Genomic DNA, 16,821 nt, shown 5'->3' with positions numbered 1-16,821 from the left:
CACCGGCCATCGCAGACTACGGATCGCCCGAGGCGCGCGGGCCGCTGTGCCCGAAGCACCGTACGGAAACGCGACGGCGGTCCGGCTTGACAAGCGCGCCACCCGACGCCAACCTCGCGTCACCTCCGCGTCCGCCGCCCCCGATGACCTCGCCCCACGCCGACACCCCCGGTGTCGATGCCTCGATCCACCTGCTCGAGTCCGCCGCGGCCGCCGGCCTCGACTTCCCCGAAGGCCTGCGCCTGTCCGCCCTCGCGGTGAGCGCCGCGCGGCGCGACGGGGCCTCCGACGACGTGCTGGGCCAGTCCCTGCTGCTGCAGGCGCACTACGCCTACCGGCTGTTCGACTACGCGCTCGCGTACGAGTCGGCACTCGATGCCGGCACGGCGCTGGCGCGCTGCGGTGACTCCGCGCGGCGCGGCCGGGCGCTCAACTACTGCTTCATCACCTGCATCGAGACCGGCGACCTGGTGCGGGCGCTCGAACACTCCACGCGGGCGCTGGCGCTCGCCGAGGCGGCCGACGACGCGGTGCAGCGCGCCACGCTGCTGCACAACCAGGCCGTGGTCTTCGAGATGGTGGGCGACCAGGACAACGCCCTCGCCTGCCTCGCCCGGTCGGCCCGGCTGCACGACACCCTGCCCGACGGCGGACCGGGGGCGTTCTTCGCGCGGGTCAATGCCGCCGGCATCCACCTCGTCCGCGCCGAGGGCGCCGAAGACGAGGCCGCGGCGAGTGCGCACCGAAGCGCGGCCGTGCGTGAGCTGCCGCCCCTGCGCAGCGACGCGGCCCCCGCGGCGCTGCAGACGTGGCTGTCGATCCAGTCCCGCCTCGGCAACCTGGCGGCGGCCCGCGAGGCGGCGATCATCTGCGTCGCGAAGGCCCGCCGCAACCGGTCGAGCGAGCGGTACCGCACCTACGCGATGCTCGCGCTGGCCGACTACCACCTGGGCCGCGACCGGCCCGACCGCGGCGCGGCCTGCCTCGAGAACGCCGTGCGCAAGCTGCGTGCGGCGCGCAACCAGTCCCACCTCGGGGCCACCGAACGCCGCCTCGCCGCCCTCCATGCCGGGCTCGGCCGGCACGACCGGGCCCTGCACTGGCTGAGGCAGGCCGAGGCCGACAACACCCGGCTGCAGGCGGAACGCCACGAGGTGCGCTGGAGCTTCGCCGAATCCGACCGCGATGAGAAACGCCGGCACAGCCTGCGCGACGAGGTGCTGGTGCACGTGCAGCGGCTGGACGTGATCGGCCGACTGATCGCCGAGATCCACCACGCGCTGGCCCAGCCGCTCGCGGCCGTGCGGGCGACGCTGCGGCAGCTGCTGTCCGCCACCGACCGGCCCCATGACCCCGGCCGGCTGCGCATCGCGCTCGACGACGTGATCGAACAGGTCGACGCCGCGTCGGCGCTCGTGCGTCAGCTCAAGATGTTCTCGTACCGCGCTTCGCCGCAGCCGAGCGAAGTGAACCTCGGGCTGGCCCTCGAACAGGCCTGGGCCGATGCCTCGCTCTGGCGGCACGGCCGCACGCGCCAGCTCGCCATCGAGTCGCGCCAGCGGCCCGTGGTGCATGTCGACGCGCAGCGCCTGGCCGTGTTGCTGCACATCCTGCTGATCGAGGCCGACCGCGTGACGGCGCCCGACGACCTGGCCGCCACCATCGACAGCGATGGCACGACGTGCGGCATGAGCCTCGGCTGCGGCACGGGCGACGTGGGGCGGGTGTCGGGGCGCGTCGGCATCACCCTGTGCGCCGAGATCGCCCACGAGGTCGGCGGCCACCTGACCTGCGTCCCCGCGCCGGAAGGCCGGGTGGTGTTGCACCTGCGCCTGCCGCTCATGAACAGCCTCTGACCACCGGCAGGACGACGGGCACGCCGTCCCGGTACGTGTCGTACCAGGACAGCACCGACGCCACGTACTGGCGCGTCTCCGCATACGGCGGGATGCCCGCCCACCGGCTCACCGCCCCCTCGCCCGCGTTGTAGGCCGCGATCGCGAGGTCCAGCCGGTCGGGATAGCGGTTGCGCAGCGCGCGCAGGTGGCGGGCGCCGGCCCGCAGGTTGGTGTGCGGGTCCAGCAGGTCGCGCGCCGGGTCGGCCACGCCCAGCCCGAGGGCGGTGGCCGGCATGATCTGCATCAGGCCGAGCGCGCCCTTGTGCGAGACCGCCCGCGGGTCGAAGGCCGACTCCACGCGCACGATGGCCGTGACGAGGGAGGCCTCGAGCCCGTGGTCGGCCGCCACCTCGTGGATCAGCCGCGCCAGTTCGCCGTCGACCCGCGTGGAACCGCGGGGCGCCGCGCCCGCCAGCACCAGTCCGGTGCCGCAGCCGGCCAGCGACTCCAGCCGCAGCGCGCCGCCGCCGGCCGACGGGGCGAGCACGAGCCCGTCGCGGGGCCACGCCGGCCCGTGCAGCCACGGCAGCACGAGCAGCCAGCACAGCCGCGACACACCGTCACGCATGGAGTGCCGCCGGCGGCTCGCGGCGGGCGAGCGTGTCGGCCGGGGTCTCGCGGAAATGCTTGCGGTACGACGACACGAGGGTCGATCGGTTGCGGATGCCCCAGCGCGCGGCGGTCTCGATCACGGTGGGCCCGCACCCCTCGGCGCTCAGCAGGTCGTCCCGGATGCGTTCGACGCGGCAGCGGCGCAGCACTTCCACCGGGGTCATGCCGAGGTGGGTGCGGAACGCCGACTGCACCGCACGTTCGGTCACGCCGATGTGTTCGGCGATCTCGCGCACGCTCAGGTCCGCCCGGTCCATCTGGGACAGCAGGTAGCGGTACGCGCGGCGGTACTTCGCCGGCAGCGCCAGTTCGGCTTCGTCACGGGTCTCGGCGACCCGGCCCTTGGTCGCCGCCACCGGCGCGACGGTCTGCGTCTCGCTGCGCAGGCACCGCGCCGACTCGAGCGCATACCGCTGGTAGTGGCGGTGGCATTCCTCGCTCTGGCCGGTCATCTCGCACAGCTTGGCGCGGCAGTACGACAGTTCGAAGTTCCAGCGCTGCGGGCCTTCGTCCTGCCGCGTGCCGAACGGTTCGAGAAGGCTGCGCGCCAGCCCGGGCTGGTTCGTCGCGATGGCCACGAGCGCGCACTCCAGCCGGGCCTCGCGCTCCGGCGCGGCCAGGTGCATGCGGCGCAGCCAGGCGAGGTGGTCGTGGACGGCGGCCAGGCCGCGGGTCTGGCCCATGCCGGCCCGCACCAGCATTGCGAGCTGGGCGAGGCGCTCGCTCAGCAACGCATGGCCCACGGCCGCGGCCTGGCATGCGTTCAGCTCGCCGAGCAGTCCGCTCTCGTCGCGGCGTGCGCCGGCATACACCGTGTCGGACTGCCAGAAGACGTGGTCGGCCAGCGCGCCGCTCGTGCGGATGGTGTACTGGACGGCCAGCTCCGCGCGGACCACCCGCACGAAGAGGCGCAGCGACGCCACCGCCGGCATCAGCCCGTCGGCCGAAGTGCCGTCGAGCCGCGCCGCGGCCTCGTCCAGCGCCTGCGTCGCCAGCTCGTTGCGGCCGAGCGCGTGGTGGGTCAGCGCCATGCCCGCGAGCGCCTCCACCTGCTGGGCCAGCGTGGCCGCGTCGTCTTCCGTGACACGCTGGAAGCTGTTCGCGGCGGCGCCGTAGCGGCGCTGGTACAGGCTCAGCATGCCGATGTTGCGGCACGAGATGACCCGCACCTGGCCGCGCGGGGACGTGGCCGCGGCGACCAGGGCCTGGCGGTACAGGTCCTCGGCGTCCTCGGCGCAGTCCTGGGCCAGCAGGAGGTCGGCGGCCAGGCTCGACAGCTCGACGGCGGGTTCGCCGTGCCGCGTGGCGCCCATGCCGTCGAGGGTGGCGAGGGCCAGGGACGCGGCCTGCTGGGCGCGGCCGTCGAGGACCATCGGCAACAGGTCCCGCGCGGTGGAAGACCGGGTCATGGCGGTCAGCATGCAGAAGTACATCGTCGCTCCTAGGTGGTGTGCGGGTGGTGGGATGCCTTCATGCTAGGAGCGGAGGTTCGTGTGGAATTTCATGAATCGTCAGGCGAGTTTCGCAACAGGTCGTGAGAAAAGTCCTGGCGCATCCGTCGCACTTCTGCGAAAGACCGCCCCGCCGACGCCCGGAGGTGCGACCCCGGCCTCGCCACCCGAAGCGCCGTCGCGGAGAACGAAGCCGGACCGTCGCACGACCGCGAACGGCAAGCCGCAACACCGCGGCGCCACGGCGCGGGCCGCCGCGGATACATTTCACCGGAACGCCCGCTCAATGGCCGGGCAGGAGCTTCTCGAGGCGCGGGGTCAGGTCCACCGGCAGCAGGAACTGGCGCACCTCGGCGATGAACACCCCCGCCAGCAAGGCGAGCAGCAGCATGGTCACCGCGCCCTTGACGGGCTGGGACAGCGAATGCGGCTCGAGCTTGTCCGCCGCGCGTGTCACCAGGCCGAAGCCGAGGTCGATGAGCACGAGCACCAGCAGCACGGGCGCCGCGAACTTCAGCGTCATCGTCATCATGCTGTCCACCTCCCGGAGGAAGAAGACGTCCGAGAAGCCCTGCATCGACGGCAGCGGGGCCATCAGCGGCCACACCCGGAACGACTCGAACAGCGCGCCGAGCAGCACGAGCATGCCGCCCATCGCGAAGAACACGGCGATCACGAGGTGCAGCAGCGTGTCCGACACCGGCGTGCTCTGCTGCCCGCTGAGCGGGTTGGTCAGCTGCACGTTGTTGTAGCCGGCCTGGGTGTCGATCAGCGCGCCCACGCTCTCGGCCACCCAGAACACCGTGGACGCGGCGAAGCCGAACATCAGGCCGATGATGGCCTCCTTGATCGCCAGCATCAGCCACGTCGACGCCGACAGCGCCCCCGCGTCTTCCCACGACATGCCGGCGGCCACGAACATGCCGAACAGCACGACCATCCCGTTGCGCACCATGCCCTGCATCGCATCGCCCGCCGTGGCCGGCAGCACCAGGAACACGATGTAGAAGCGCAGGCTGCACAACGCCACGGTCTTCAGGATGTCCCCGAAAGCCGCGCCCACGTGCATCATGTCGAGTTCAGGCATGTTCCGCGGCCTCCCGCGCGGCACGGCGGCGCCCGCCGATCCGCGCGCTGGCCATCTCCTCGGCCTCCTCGTCGGCCGCCTCGTCCTCGGCGGACTGCTTCCCCGCGAGCGCGGCCGCGATGCGGGCATCGAAGCGCTCGATGCGCTCGTTGTTGCGCCGCACGGCCGCCTGGGCCGCGGTCACCTCCTGCGCCTGCCGCTGTTCGCTCGACTCGCACCGCCTGAGGACCTTCTCGGCCTCGGCCTTTTCGGCGGCGCAGGTCTCGATCGCGATGTCCGCGGCCTTCACGTGGGCCGGCGTGAAGGCCTGCTCGAACAGGCGCGTGCGGCCGTCGAGGGCCTGCTCGTGCCGCGTGGAGGTGTCGTCGCGGCGCTCGCGCGCGGACTGCGTGTCCGCCACGCAGCGGTCCATCGCCGCGCGCTGGTCGGCCAGGGCCTTCTCGAGGGCCTTGCCACGCCGGCGGCGGATGTCGGCGAGCACGCGCAGGCTGCGGATGGCGTTGTCGGCCATGGCGTTCTCCTCACTGCACCAGCGACGCGAGGTGCGCCAGCGTGTCGTCGAACGGGCGCAGGTCGCTCGTGGCCTGGTTCAGGAACGCCCGGATGTGTTCGATGCGCTGCACCGCCATGTCGGCCATCGCATCGTTGCCGGGCTTGTACTCGCCCACCTGCAGCAGCATCTCGACCTCGTCGTACTTGGCCATCAGGCTGCGCAGCGTCGACGCCATCGCGACGTGTTCGCCGGGCACGATCTGCGTCATCACCCGGCTCAGGCTGCCGAGCACGTCGATCGCCGGGTACTGGTTCTTCGCGGCGATGCGCCGCGACAGGATCATGTGCCCGTCGAGGATGCCCCGCACCTCCTCGGCGATCGGGTCGCCGCCGCTTTCGTCCTCGGCCAGCACGGTGTAGAGCGCGGTGATGGACCCGCGCGCGCCCATGCCGGTGCGCTCCAGCAGGCGCGGCAGCTCGGCGAACACCGACGGCGGGAAGCCGCGGCGTGCCGGGGGTTCGCCGGCGGCCAGGCCGATCTCGCGCTGCGCCCGGGCGAAGCGGGTCAGCGAGTCCATCATCAGCAGCACCTTCTGGCCCTGGTCGCGGAAGTACTCCGCCACGGCGGTGGCGACGTAGGCCGCCTTCGCGCGTTCGATGGACGAGCGGTCGGACGTGGCGCACACCACCACCGACCGCGCCATGCCCTCGGGTCCGAGGATGAACTCGATGAACTCGCGCACCTCGCGGCCGCGTTCGCCGATCAGCGCGATCACGCTGACGTCGCACTGCGCGCCGCGCGCGAGCATGCCCATCAGCGTGCTCTTGCCCGCGCCGGCGGGCGCGAAGATGCCCATGCGCTGGCCCTCGCCGAAGGTCATCAGGCCGTCGATGATGCGCACCCCGGTCGGCAGCGGGTGTTCGATCATCGCGCGGCTCATCGGGTCGGGCGGGTCCGCGAAGACCGCCCGGTCCTCGACCCCGGCGATCGGGCCCTTGCCGTCGATGGGGTCGCCGAGGCCGCTGATCACCCGCCCGAGCATCCCGGGGCCCACCCGCACCGACAGCGGCTTGCCCGTTCCGAGCACCCGCGTCGTGTCGTTGACGCCGGTGAGCCCGCCGAACGGGGACAGCACCGCGCCGCCCTTGCCGAAGCCGACCACCTCGGCGCGCTGGATGCGGCGGCCCCGCGTGTCCTGCAGCTCGCAGAGTTCACCGACGCGCACGTCGAGGCCGCTCGCACGGATCAGCGTGCCGACGACCTCGAATACCTTGCCGGTCCGGGTCAGCACCGATTCGTGCTGGAGTTCGTCCTCGAGGGCGCGGGCAAATCGCAGGAGGTCGGTCATGGGGGCGTCGGGAGGTTGCGGGATCGTGTCCCACTGTGACCGCCCCGGCGGCGGGCCGGGGCGCCCGGCGCGAAGCCGAGGCCGGCCCGCCGAACGGCCGCTCAGGCCGCGTCGGACGCCGCGGGTTCCCCGGCCCGCTCGTCGTTCTGCGCGTGGGCCGACGGCGTGCCGGCCGGGGCCGTTTCCAGGCCCACCACCTCGCCGGCGGCCGACGGGCCGGGCTCGTCGAGCAGCAGGTGTTCCGCCGCGCGCGCCATCGCGCGCCGGATGCCCGCGAGCTGCGTCTTCAACCCCGCGTCGATCAGGCCCTGGTCCGACTCGAACAGGCAGCTGCCGGGGGGCAGGCCGGAGTCGGCCTTGACCTCGATCTGCAGCCGGCCCGCCGCGCACGGCGCGAACGCCGTCACCGCCGCGAGCGCGCTGTCGAGTTCGGCCGGGCTCACGCGCAGCGTTGCCATCGGCACGTCGCGCACGAGTTTCGTGATGGTGGCCAGCGCGCGGTTGAACAGCGTGACGCGGTCCTCGTGCTCGATGATGCGTTCGAGGGCCAGCGAGACGATCTGGCTCAGCCGCTCCGTCTGGCGGATCAGGCTGCGCTGGGTCGAGGCCGCCTCGCGCAGCGCGGACTCCGTCCAGCGCGCGGCGGCGCCCTCCAGCCCTTCGGCGAACCCGGCCTCGCGCGCGATGTCGCGCTCCGCGCGGGCGGCCACGAGTTGCGCGTCGACCTCCCGCCGGGCCTCGGCGCGCATCGCCTCGATCTCCTCGCCGACGCCCGCCAGCAGGCGTTCGCGTTCGGTCTGCAGCGACCGGGCCGCGTCGACCAGGTCCGTCAGTGTGGCGAAGTCATCGGCGCGGACGAGCCCGTCCTCGACACCGACAGTGCACGATCCATGTCTGAACCAAACAACCATGCGAGCTCCGGAAAGTAGTCAGGTAGTCGATCGATCACCCGGTCCGCGCCGCGCGGGGACGGTGCGGCCGGGACGGCGTCCGCGGACACGCCGGGCGGCAGGCAGAGCCGCACCATCGTGATCAGCGTGGGGTGGCGCCAGGCCGCCTGCGAACACAGCGCGCGGAAGCCGTCGGCGGCGAGGCGTTCGGGGTTCGCCTCGACCGCCCCGAGCGGCTCGGCCGCCTGCAGGCCGCGGGTGGGGCCGTCGAGCACGCGCTCGTAGGCGCTTTCGCCGATGCCCTCGATCAGCAGGTCGCGCACGACCCGGCCCACCGAGCGCCGCACGCTGTCGCGGCGGCCGTCGAGCGCGCAGGTGGCGAGCACCTTGAGCAGGCTCGGGCGGTCGAGCAGCGCGAGGCGGTGGGCCGGTTCGCGGAACTCGGCGAGGTCGGGCCACACGAGCCCGTAGGTGTGTTCGAGCAGCGCCGCATGCCGGCGCGGCGGCACCCGCGCACACCACGCCGCGGCACGTGGCCCGAGCCGCGCGGCGGCGGCGTCCACCCAGGCCGGGTGCAGTTCCGTGGGCCAGGCGCCGGCCTTGCGGTCGATGGCCCGCAGCAGCCGCCGCAGCGGCGCGTTCACGCCGAGGCCTCCGGCCCTCCCGCCCCCGCGGGCCGGCCGAGCAGTCGGCCGGCCGGGCCGCTCACGGCGGCGGGCAACCAGGCCGGGCGCAGCGTGGCGACACCGAGCAGCAGCAGCACCGTGCCCAGCAGGCCCAGCATCGCCATCATGGCGAGCGACGGCGATGCCTTCTTCTCGACGAGGTGCCGCACCGCGGGTGCGAGCGGCGCCGCCGCGACCACGGTGACGTTGACGTTGTCGTAGGACAGCCCCTCGACGCTGCGCATCACGAGGTTCTTCACGACGGGCACCAGCGTCGCCACGTTGGCCTCGGGCCGGTGCTTGATGAACACCGAGGCGCTGGACGGCTTCACGTTGTCGGCCAGCGGGTCGTTGTTCGGCAGCACCACGTGCACGCGCGCGGTGATGACCCCGTCGATCGCGGTGAGCGTGGCGGCGAGTTCCTGGGACACGCCGTGGATGAAGCGCACGCGCTCCTCGGTGGGTGTGGAGATCAGGCCGTCCTTCTTGAAGACCTCGCCCAGGCTCGCGTGGGCCTGCGCCGGCAGGCCGTTCGCGCGCAGCACCGACAAGGCCTCGCCGAGCTGGTCGCCCTCGACCGAGATGGTCCACGTCTTGCCGTCGGGCGACTTCTTCGCCGCGTCGAGCCCGGCGGTCAGCAGCACACCCAGCATCTCGTTCGCATCGGCCTCGGCGAGCTTCGAATGGAGGTCCTGCTTGCAGCCGGCCAGCACGACCACCAGGCCCAGCAGCAGGACGCGGGCCACCCCGCGGTGGATTCGGAAGAAGGACATGGCGGGCCTCCCGGTCACTGGTTCTTGAGCAGCGACTGCATGCTCTTGTTGGTGCCCGAGGCCAGCGACGTCGCCGCCTGCAGGCGGAACGCCCCGATGGAGGCCGCGTTGCTCACCTCGATGGAGGCGGCGACGAACTCCGAGGGGCTCATGTGCGGCGCCTGCGCACGCAGTTCGGCGACCTTCTCGTGCGTGTGGCGCAGAAACTCCTCGCCATTGGCCATCATGTGCGTGAGCAGGCTCTCCTGCGGGCCGGAGGGCGCGTGCTCGACCGGGTTCGGGGTGTCCATCATCGTGCGGAACCGCTGGGTCAGTTCCTCGACCGACGGGCCGCTGGCGGCGGGGGACGACACGGAGGACGCGGGGCCGGCGCCGGCGACGGACATCACCTGGCCGACGGAGGCGACCGCCGAGACGGGTTCGACGGGGTTCATGGCGGCGGGCTCCGGTTCAGCAGGCCACACCCATGTAGGGCATGTAGGACATGACGGGCGCCGGTTCGGGCGCCGCGGGCTCCGCCTCGGTGTCAGCGGCCTCGAACGGGTCTCCGCGGGCGATGCGGTCGAGGAAGTCGAGGATGGACTGCGCCTTGTCGTCGTGCGGCAGGTTGCGGGCCTCGTCGGCATAGGCGGCCCACAGGCCGTTGCGCTGCTGCTGCAGCACGAGGGCGAGCATCGCCTTGACGATGGGGGTGTCGGGGCTGCGTTCGTCGGCTTCGTCGAGCAGCAGCCGGGCACCCTGCAGGTCACCGCACTCGATGAGCTGCTGGGCCTCGACCACCGCGAGTTTCGGCGAGTCGGGGCGCAGTCGGCGGATGAGGCGCAGCACGGGCAGCGTCTGCTCGTCTTCCTCGAGGTCACTGCCGACGTAGAAGACGGCCGCGAGGGCCTCGACGAGCGGCTTGTCGGTCTGGGCTGAAGTCATGTCGGTCTCCGATCCAGTCGCCTGGACTCACGTATCAGTGGATGGGGTCTGGGGAAATCGCCACGCCCGATCCGGGGATCGGGCGTGGCTCGAGGCACGCCGGGTCAGGCCGCCTGTTTCATGCCGCCCTGCTTCTGCATGTCCTGCAGCAGCATCTCGACGAGCATCTTGATCATGTCGGCCATGCCGCCGGCCTGCTGGCCGCCCTGGGCGCCGCCGGCACCCTCGGGGCCGCCAGCGCCCTGCGCGCCGCCGGGACCGCCGCCGGCCTTGTTGGCCTCGGAGTTCTTCTGGCCCTGCTCGAGGATCTGGCGCAGCAGCTCGTACAGGTCCATGCCCTGCCCCGGGGCGGGCTTCTGCGTGCCTTCGGCGGCCGACTTGGCCGCATCGCACGCTTCCTTGAGCTCGTTCAGCGCGCCGGCGGTGTCGCCCTTGCTCAGCTTCTCGAGGCACTCGATGCAGTTCTTGAGGACGTCCAGCTTGCCGGTGTTCGCCGGCTGGGCTGCGGCGAATCCTTCGATCTTGCCTGCGACCATGGTCATGGTTCTCTCCTTGGAATGGTTGGGGCGTCGGCGACGCTCAGATGGCGCCCTTGAGCAGTTCGGAGGCGGCCTTGCGCGCGTTGTTCAGCATGGCCTGCGTGTTCATCGCTTCGTTGGCCTTGGACATCTTGTCCGAGTTGCCGATCTGCGTGTTCACCATGCTTTCGGCGGACTTGGTGGCTGCGCCCGATTCGGCGGCGGTGGTGGCGGCGCCGGAGGCGGAATTGCCGATGGTGGAGACGGACATGGGAGTTCCTTTCAGTGGGGTGGGTGAAGAAGACGATCAGGAGGTCGCGGGCCGATCAGATCGCGCCCTTGAGCAGTTCGGAGGCGGCCTTGCGTGCGTTGTTCAGCATGGCCTGCGTGTTCATGGCCTCGTTGGCCTTGGACATCTTGTCGGAGTTGCCGATCTGCGTGTTCACCATGCTTTCGGCGGACTTCGTGGCCGCGCCGGACTCGGCCGCCGTGGTGGCCGCACCGGAGGCGGAGTTGAGCATCGCGTTGGTGGACGGGTCGAGAACCTGACCCAGTTTGCTGCCGGACATGAGCGTTCCTTTCGGGTGGTGGTGCGTGGGGTGGAGCGGGTTTCGCAGCCTTCGAAACGACCCTTTCGCGAAGGGGCGTCCCAGGCGCCGGCTGCAGGTGGCGCCTAAGCCTGGAGATACGGTTGGTCGAGCAGTTGCCGCGCGAAGCGGCGGGCGTCGTCGTCGTTGCTGACGGCCAGCGTCTGTTCGCAGACATGGACCCATCGCGGGTCGCCGCCGATCTTGAGGGCCATGGCCACCGAGACCTTCGCGGGCTCGGCGCCGGGCCAGTCGTCCATGCCTTCGTCGAGCAGGTCGCGCGCCGGCTGGGCATCGCCGCCGATCGCGCTGGCCAGCGCGAGGCTGATGCGCAGGTGCCGGCCGTCGCCGAGCATCTCCGACAGCGTGCGGAACACGTGCGCGACGTCGTCGGACTGGCCATGCATCTGGCCCACCATCATCGTGGAGATCAGCTTGCGCACCAGCTCGACCTGGTACATCAGCGGCGACGGCGGCGGCGGCTCGGCCACGGGCGGCATCGCCGCGAAGGGCATGTGGAAACGCTCGAGAACGATCATGGTCGGCTCCTGGTGCAACGACGGAATCGGGGCGGTCGGCGACGCGGTCAGACGTGCAGGTCCGAGCCGTGGGCCTTCTGCCAGGCCGCCAGCAGGATGCGCGTGGACGCGGCGAACGCGTCGGCGAGCATCTGGGCGTACTGCTTCTGCTCGTACTCGGTGGTGCGCAGCTGCATCTCCCGGCTCTTGATCTCGGCCTGGCGGAAGTACGCGACGAGCTGGCGGGTCTTGTCGCCGTCGCGGTCCTGGAAGATCGTCATCTGCAGGTCCTTGAAGTCGTCGACCAGGCTGACGGGCGGGTTCAGGGCTTCGGTGCTCATGGGGTGGCTCCTTGGGTTGAAGTGGCGTGGGCGGTGGTCATGGCCGCGGGGCGGACCGCCACCGCCGCCGGCGGAGGAGCCGGCGGCTCCGGGGAAGGTTCGGGCGCCGCCGCGCGGACGGCCTCGATCACGATGTGCTTGACGCCGTCGCGGGTCTGCACGACCGACAGGCCGTCCTGCTGGGAGCGCGACAGGATCGGCCCGAGCGGGTCGGTCGGGTAGATGCGTTCGAAGCTCGCATGGACCTTGGTGACGGCCGGCGCCAGGTCGGCGGCGATGCGGTCGACCGCCGCGCGCGCGGCACGTTCGTCGGTGACCTCGGCCGACAGCGAGAACACGCCGCCGCCTTCATGGCGCACGGTCGGGTTGGTCAGTCCGCCGGTGCCACGCAACGTCTCGGCGATGGACGAGGCGACCGCGAAGCGCGGCACCACGTTGTAGGGCACGCGCAGGGCGTCGACGGCGGCGCGGCCCGAGGCGGCGTCCTGCGGGGTCTCGGCCAGCCCGGTGAGGAACAGCGTGCCCTGCTCCGCCACGGCGACCAGCCGGCCGCCCGTGACCCGATCGAGCTCGTGCTGCACGCGCGCGCGAGATTCCTCGATCGTCGGCACCACCACGGGCGGCGGCGACGCCTCGAGCCAGGGCCAGGCGAACGCCACGGCCCCCACGACCCCGGCCGCCAGGCCCAGCGGCACGAGCCGGGCGGGCAGGCGTTCCCGCGCCCAGCGCGCCACGCGTTTCGGCGTGGGCGCGAAGACCGCCGACAGCAGCTCGACGTCGCTCGGCCACGCATCCCCGGCCGGGCCGACACACAGCACGATGCCGTCGAACTCGCGTGGCGCGAGGTCGCCCAGTTCGACGCGGCGTTCGGCGCCGGGCCGGGCGTCCGGCGCGGCGGGCACCTCCGCGCCGTCGTACCAACGGCACGACACGCCCCCCTCCGCCACCGTCAGCTCGAGCGGCGCGAAGGTCCAGTCGGTGACCATGATGTCGCAGTCGTTGCCCGCGCCGACGACGTGCACGCCCTCGGCGAGGTCCAGGTGCGCGCCGACGTGGCGGCCGGTGAGGATGCGCAGGCGTTTCATCGCGTGGCCTCCGGCGCCATGTCGCGCGAGGTCCTGCCGAGGGCAGCGAACTGCTGTGCCTGCAGCGACACGGTGACCGGTTGCACGGGCTCGGGCAACGGGGTACGGTACGCCGCCACGCGGGACGTGCCGGCGTCGCGCGCCCGGGCCGCGGTCTTCGGCGGCAGGCCCTGCTGGCGCAAGGACGACGGCGGCGTGGGCACGGGCAGCGGCGGCACCTCGGGCGCCGGCACCTGCGGCGGCACCGGCGCTTGCTGCGGCGTCAGGCTCACGAGTTTCGGCGTGATCAGGAAGAGCCGTTCCCGGCGCACCTTGTTGCCCTCGTCGTGCCGGAACAGCGCCCCGAGGAACGGCACGCGGCCGAGGCCCGGCAACCCGCTGCGGCCATTGACGTCGGCCTCGACCGAGATGCCGCCGATCAGCAGGCTCTCGCCTTCCAGCAGCGCGGCATCCGTGCGGATCTCGGTCTTCTTGACGATCGGGATCGCGTCGACCACCGCCCCTTCGAAACTGCCGTCCTCGATGAAGAGGGACAGCCGGACTTCCCTTCGCTGCGGGCTCGCCACGATCTGCGGCATGACCTGCAGCGTGGTGCCGGCCTCGACGGTGAACAGCGCCACGTCGAGGTTGCCGGCCACGCGCACCGAGGCCTGGCGCTTGTCCACCATGCTCGCCATGCGGTTCGCGGTGCCGAGCACCTTCGGGCGCGCGACGATGCGGGCCTTGCCGGTGCCTTCGAGCGCGCGGATGCGGGTGAGCAGCGAGCGGCCCGCGTCGGCCACGAGCGTGGTGACGTTCGGCACGCCGATCGTCACGGCGGGACCGGTGCCCGAACCCGTGCTGGGACTGCCGGGCGACACCGCGATGCTGCCCTTGCCGGTGCGTGAATACTCCCACTCGATGCCGAGCGAATCGAACGACTCGGTGCTCACGTCGATGATGGTCGCTTCGATCTCGACGAGCCCCTGCGAGACGTCGAGCTGGCGGATCAGCGCCTGGTACTGGTTCATGCGTTCGGGCACGCCGCGCACGATGATCGAGTTCGAGCCTTCGTCGGCCTGGAAGAACGGGGTGTCGTCGCGCACGGTGTCGACCCCTGCCTCGGGCACCACGAGCCGCCCTGCCGCATCGCGCACGCCGTCCTTGCGCGCCGGGCCGCTCTGCGGGTCGTCGGCGCGGGCCCCGTAGGTCTGTTCCATCGCACGGCGCTTGTTCGGGTTGCCGTTCGACGGGGTCTCGTTGCCCGGGGCGATGTTGGCTTCGGGCGCGCCCCCGGCGGCACGGCTGCCCCGGGAGAACAGGTTGTTGAGCGTGCTCGCCAGGCCCGGCACCCGCACGTTGCCGGTGACCCGGTCCGCGGCCACGACGTTGTTCAGCGGGAAGACGCGGATGGCCGAACCCACGCGGTCGCGCGCGGTGCCGTCGAGCGTGTCGATCACCGTCTGCACCAGCTCGATGTGGCGCGGCGGGCCGTACGCGAGCAGGGTCTGCTCCGCGTCGTTGAACTTCAGCGGGTAGCGCGGATCGCCGAGCCCCATCGACGACAGCATGCGGCGCACGCTGTCGCGGTTGTAGCCGCGCATGCGGAACACGCGGCTCTCGATCATGCGCGACGGGTACACGAACAGCGTGACCCCGTCGAAGTACCAGATGATCCCGTAGCTCTTGCCGAGCGCGGTCAGGAACTCGTCGGGCCGGGCGTTGAACTGGCCGTTGACCGTGCCCTCGACGCCGGCGTCGACCACGATCGACATCGACTGGGCGGCCGCGAAGTCCTGCAGCACTTCCGTGAGGCGCTTGCCGTCGGCACGGTAGACGAAGCGCTTGCCGGGCAGGTTGGCGTGGGCCACCAGGGCCGCCGAGATCAGCACCACACCCACGAGTTTTGCGAATCGCATGACGGAAGGGGCTCCGGGTTTCAGGGACGACACCGTCGCGGGTGTCGTTCGATGGGCTCTACGTTAGGGGCCGGGAGAGGCCGGCGGCCTCCACGGCACGAAGCGGACGCCGGTAACACGAACCGGCGCCGGCAGGTTCAGACCATGTGGAGCTGGTGCCAGATGGGCGCGCGCAGCGCGAGGATGTCGTCCACCGCGCGGCCGATCTCCTGCAGCTCGGTCTCGCGGTCCGGCAGCGGGTCGTGGTGCAGGATGATCGGAGGGCCCTGGTCGGTGAGCACCTGCCAGATCCACTGCGTGAGCGCGTTGCGGTCGACCGGTTGGGGCCGCTCGCACAGCGCGTGGTACACGAGCCGCTGCAGCGCGCTCGAGCTGATGCCCGAGCCCAGCAGCGGCGATGCGAGCGCCTGGTAGCGGTCGTTGAGCACCGCGTCCAGCGCGACCTCGGTGTTGAGCCGCACCGACGCGGCCTTGGCCGGCGACTGCGCGCTCACGATGAACGGCGCGCCCTGGTCGTGCCACACGAGCAGCGAGATCACGTTCGCGATCGCGTCGGGCGCGCAGCGGTTGCGCTCGGCGAGTTCGAGCACCGACATCGGCCCGTCCTCCAGCATGTCGAGCAGCGGGCTCGCGAAGCCCTTGGCGCCCTCCTCCACCGGCTGGCCGAGCGTGGCGAACCGGCGCGGCACCGTGAGGGCGACACCGATCTGGTCCCACCATTGCTGCCGCCGCGCCGGGCTCATGCGGCGCGCGCCGCGGATGAAGATGTCGCTGCGGAACGCGGTGTTCTGGATGTAGTCGAGCACGGTCTCGCGCAGCACCGGGTCGTCGATCGATTCGACGATCGCCCGCTGGTCGTCCGGCAGCTGGCGCGGGTCCACGTTCATGCACAGTTCGGCGGACGCGGCGAAGTCGAGTTTGGCCGCGGCGAAGTCGCGCACGACGTCGGCGTGGTAGAGGGCCTGCCACGAGGCGTTCAGGTACTCGTGCGCGAGGTAGACCGGCTTGTCGCGCGCCCACGAGTCGAGCCGGCTGCGCAGCACCGTGCTCTCCTGGTTGGAGGTGAAGTAGTAGGCCTTGGCATCCACGAGCTGGTCGATCAGGGCCTTGGCCTGCGTGACCTGCGTGCCGAGGCGCTGGGGATGGACCCGCGCGTGTTCGATCACCAGGCGCTGCAGCGGCGTGGCGGCCGACCAGCCCGGCAGCGCGTTGTAGCTCACGTAGAGGATGCCACCCGGCTTCAGGTACCGCGCCACGAGGTCGACGATGTGGCGGCGGTTCTCGGGGTTGATCCACGAGTACACGCCGTGCATCGTGATGAAGTCGAGCGGCGGCAGGTCGGCGGCGCCGGCGGCGAGTTCGGCGAAGCTGTTCTCGAGGTGGGTCACGTTCCCGAGCCGGGCGGCGTCCGCGAGTTCCTGCGCCGTCACGACGTGCCCCGGCATGAAGTCGGCCGCGAAGAACTGCGCATGCGGGTTGGCCGCGGCGAGCACGTTGGCGGTGAAGCCCTGCCCCGAGCCGAGTTCGAGGTACGTGAACGGCTTGCGGGTGTCGACCGGCTCGAAGCCGTTGAGCGCGCAGGCGACGCTCAGGTGCACCGGACTCTGCTTGCGGAAGAAGCCGCTCGTGTAGGCCTCCTCGACCACGTAGCCTTCGTTCCAAGCCATCTCGTCTCTCCTCTCAGTCGATTGCGGTGACCGGAGTCTGGACAGCGGGACGCGGGACGGTGTCTC

19 protein-coding genes are annotated in these 16,821 nt (G+C 71.7%); 1 reads left to right on the top strand and 18 read right to left on the bottom strand.

The genetic code is table 11. The features are described from left to right. Nucleotides 1-143 precede the first annotated feature (143 nt). On the top strand, nt 144-1,856 hold the full coding sequence (locus A4W93_RS13320; RefSeq protein ID WP_085751063.1) for a sensor histidine kinase: 1,713 nt from the start codon (nt 144-146) through the stop codon (nt 1,854-1,856). On the opposite strand, the gene A4W93_RS13315 is transcribed toward A4W93_RS13320, so the two are convergent. The 18 genes from A4W93_RS13315 to A4W93_RS13230 form a co-directional block, all read right to left on the bottom strand. After that, nucleotides 1,840-2,466, bottom strand: a complete 627-nt coding sequence (locus tag A4W93_RS13315) for a lytic transglycosylase domain-containing protein (protein ID WP_085751062.1) — start codon at nt 2,464-2,466, stop codon at nt 1,840-1,842. The genes A4W93_RS13320 and A4W93_RS13315 overlap by 17 nt on opposite strands. Then, a complete protein-coding gene (locus A4W93_RS13310) occupies nt 2,459-3,919 on the bottom strand; it encodes a helix-turn-helix transcriptional regulator (protein ID WP_157131651.1) in 1,461 nt (486 codons plus the stop codon). The genes A4W93_RS13315 and A4W93_RS13310 overlap by 8 nt, the downstream gene beginning before the upstream one ends. Before the next feature lie 325 nt (nt 3,920-4,244). Next, complete coding sequence (gene sctT, locus A4W93_RS13305) at nt 4,245-5,048, bottom strand: type III secretion system export apparatus subunit SctT (protein ID WP_085751060.1); 804 nt, start codon at nt 5,046-5,048, stop codon at nt 4,245-4,247. After that, nucleotides 5,041-5,559, bottom strand: a complete 519-nt coding sequence (locus A4W93_RS13300) for a hypothetical protein (RefSeq protein ID WP_085751059.1) — start codon at nt 5,557-5,559, stop codon at nt 5,041-5,043. Before A4W93_RS13300 ends, sctT begins: the two co-directional genes overlap by 8 nt. Nucleotides 5,560-5,569: 10 nt before the next feature. Beyond that, nucleotides 5,570-6,889, bottom strand: a complete 1,320-nt coding sequence (sctN, locus tag A4W93_RS13295) for a type III secretion system ATPase SctN (RefSeq protein WP_085751058.1) — start codon at nt 6,887-6,889, stop codon at nt 5,570-5,572. 101 nt (nt 6,890-6,990) lie between these two features. Continuing rightward, nucleotides 6,991-7,800 carry a FliH/SctL family protein gene (locus A4W93_RS13290; RefSeq protein ID WP_085751057.1) on the bottom strand — a complete coding sequence of 270 codons (810 nt, stop codon included), beginning with the start codon at nt 7,798-7,800 and terminating at the stop codon, nt 6,991-6,993. After that, complete coding sequence (locus A4W93_RS13285) at nt 7,719-8,423, bottom strand: type III secretion protein HrpB4 (RefSeq protein ID WP_157782154.1); 705 nt, start codon at nt 8,421-8,423, stop codon at nt 7,719-7,721. The genes A4W93_RS13290 and A4W93_RS13285 overlap by 82 nt, the downstream gene beginning before the upstream one ends. Further along, nucleotides 8,420-9,217 (bottom strand): type III secretion system inner membrane ring lipoprotein SctJ, encoded by a 798-nt coding sequence (gene sctJ / locus A4W93_RS13280; RefSeq protein WP_085751056.1) that lies wholly within the window; start codon nt 9,215-9,217, stop codon nt 8,420-8,422. Before sctJ ends, A4W93_RS13285 begins: the two co-directional genes overlap by 4 nt. A gap of 14 nt (nt 9,218-9,231) precedes the next feature. Continuing rightward, nucleotides 9,232-9,651: a hypothetical protein gene (locus tag A4W93_RS13275; RefSeq protein ID WP_157782153.1), complete on the bottom strand. Its 420-nt coding sequence runs from the start codon at nt 9,649-9,651 to the stop codon at nt 9,232-9,234. A 16-nt stretch (nt 9,652-9,667) separates the two neighbouring features. After that, entirely contained in the window at nt 9,668-10,141 is a 474-nt protein-coding gene (locus A4W93_RS13270; protein WP_085751055.1) for an HrpB1 family type III secretion system apparatus protein, read from the bottom strand. Between the two features lie 104 nt (nt 10,142-10,245). Next, nucleotides 10,246-10,683 (bottom strand): hypothetical protein, encoded by a 438-nt coding sequence (locus A4W93_RS13265; RefSeq protein ID WP_085751054.1) that lies wholly within the window; start codon nt 10,681-10,683, stop codon nt 10,246-10,248. Nucleotides 10,684-10,720: 37 nt separating this feature from the next. Next, a complete protein-coding gene (locus A4W93_RS13260) occupies nt 10,721-10,930 on the bottom strand; it encodes a hypothetical protein (RefSeq protein ID WP_085751053.1) in 210 nt (69 codons plus the stop codon). 55 nt (nt 10,931-10,985) lie between these two features. Then, nucleotides 10,986-11,228, bottom strand: coding sequence for a hypothetical protein (locus A4W93_RS13255; RefSeq protein WP_085751052.1), 243 nt, complete (start codon nt 11,226-11,228; stop codon nt 10,986-10,988). Between the two features lie 104 nt (nt 11,229-11,332). Next, on the bottom strand, nt 11,333-11,785 hold the full coding sequence (locus A4W93_RS13250) for an HrpB1 family type III secretion system apparatus protein (RefSeq protein ID WP_085751051.1): 453 nt from the start codon (nt 11,783-11,785) through the stop codon (nt 11,333-11,335). A 47-nt stretch (nt 11,786-11,832) separates the two neighbouring features. Further along, nucleotides 11,833-12,105, bottom strand: coding sequence for a hypothetical protein (locus tag A4W93_RS13245; protein WP_085751050.1), 273 nt, complete (start codon nt 12,103-12,105; stop codon nt 11,833-11,835). After that, a complete protein-coding gene (locus tag A4W93_RS13240) occupies nt 12,102-13,190 on the bottom strand; it encodes a hypothetical protein (RefSeq protein ID WP_085751049.1) in 1,089 nt (362 codons plus the stop codon). The genes A4W93_RS13245 and A4W93_RS13240 overlap by 4 nt, the downstream gene beginning before the upstream one ends. Then, entirely contained in the window at nt 13,187-15,088 is a 1,902-nt protein-coding gene (locus A4W93_RS13235) for a secretin N-terminal domain-containing protein (RefSeq protein ID WP_085751048.1), read from the bottom strand. The genes A4W93_RS13240 and A4W93_RS13235 overlap by 4 nt, the downstream gene beginning before the upstream one ends. Before the next feature lie 137 nt (nt 15,089-15,225). Further along, nucleotides 15,226-16,755: a class I SAM-dependent methyltransferase gene (locus A4W93_RS13230; protein WP_169726535.1), complete on the bottom strand. Its 1,530-nt coding sequence runs from the start codon at nt 16,753-16,755 to the stop codon at nt 15,226-15,228. Nucleotides 16,756-16,821 lie beyond the last annotated feature (66 nt).

This window comes from Piscinibacter gummiphilus, assembly GCF_002116905.1.
Lineage (GTDB): Bacteria > Pseudomonadota > Gammaproteobacteria > Burkholderiales > Burkholderiaceae_C > Rhizobacter > Rhizobacter gummiphilus.
The sequence above is the reverse complement of the archived record's forward strand: the minus strand, read 5'-3'. Positions and strand labels throughout refer to the sequence as shown.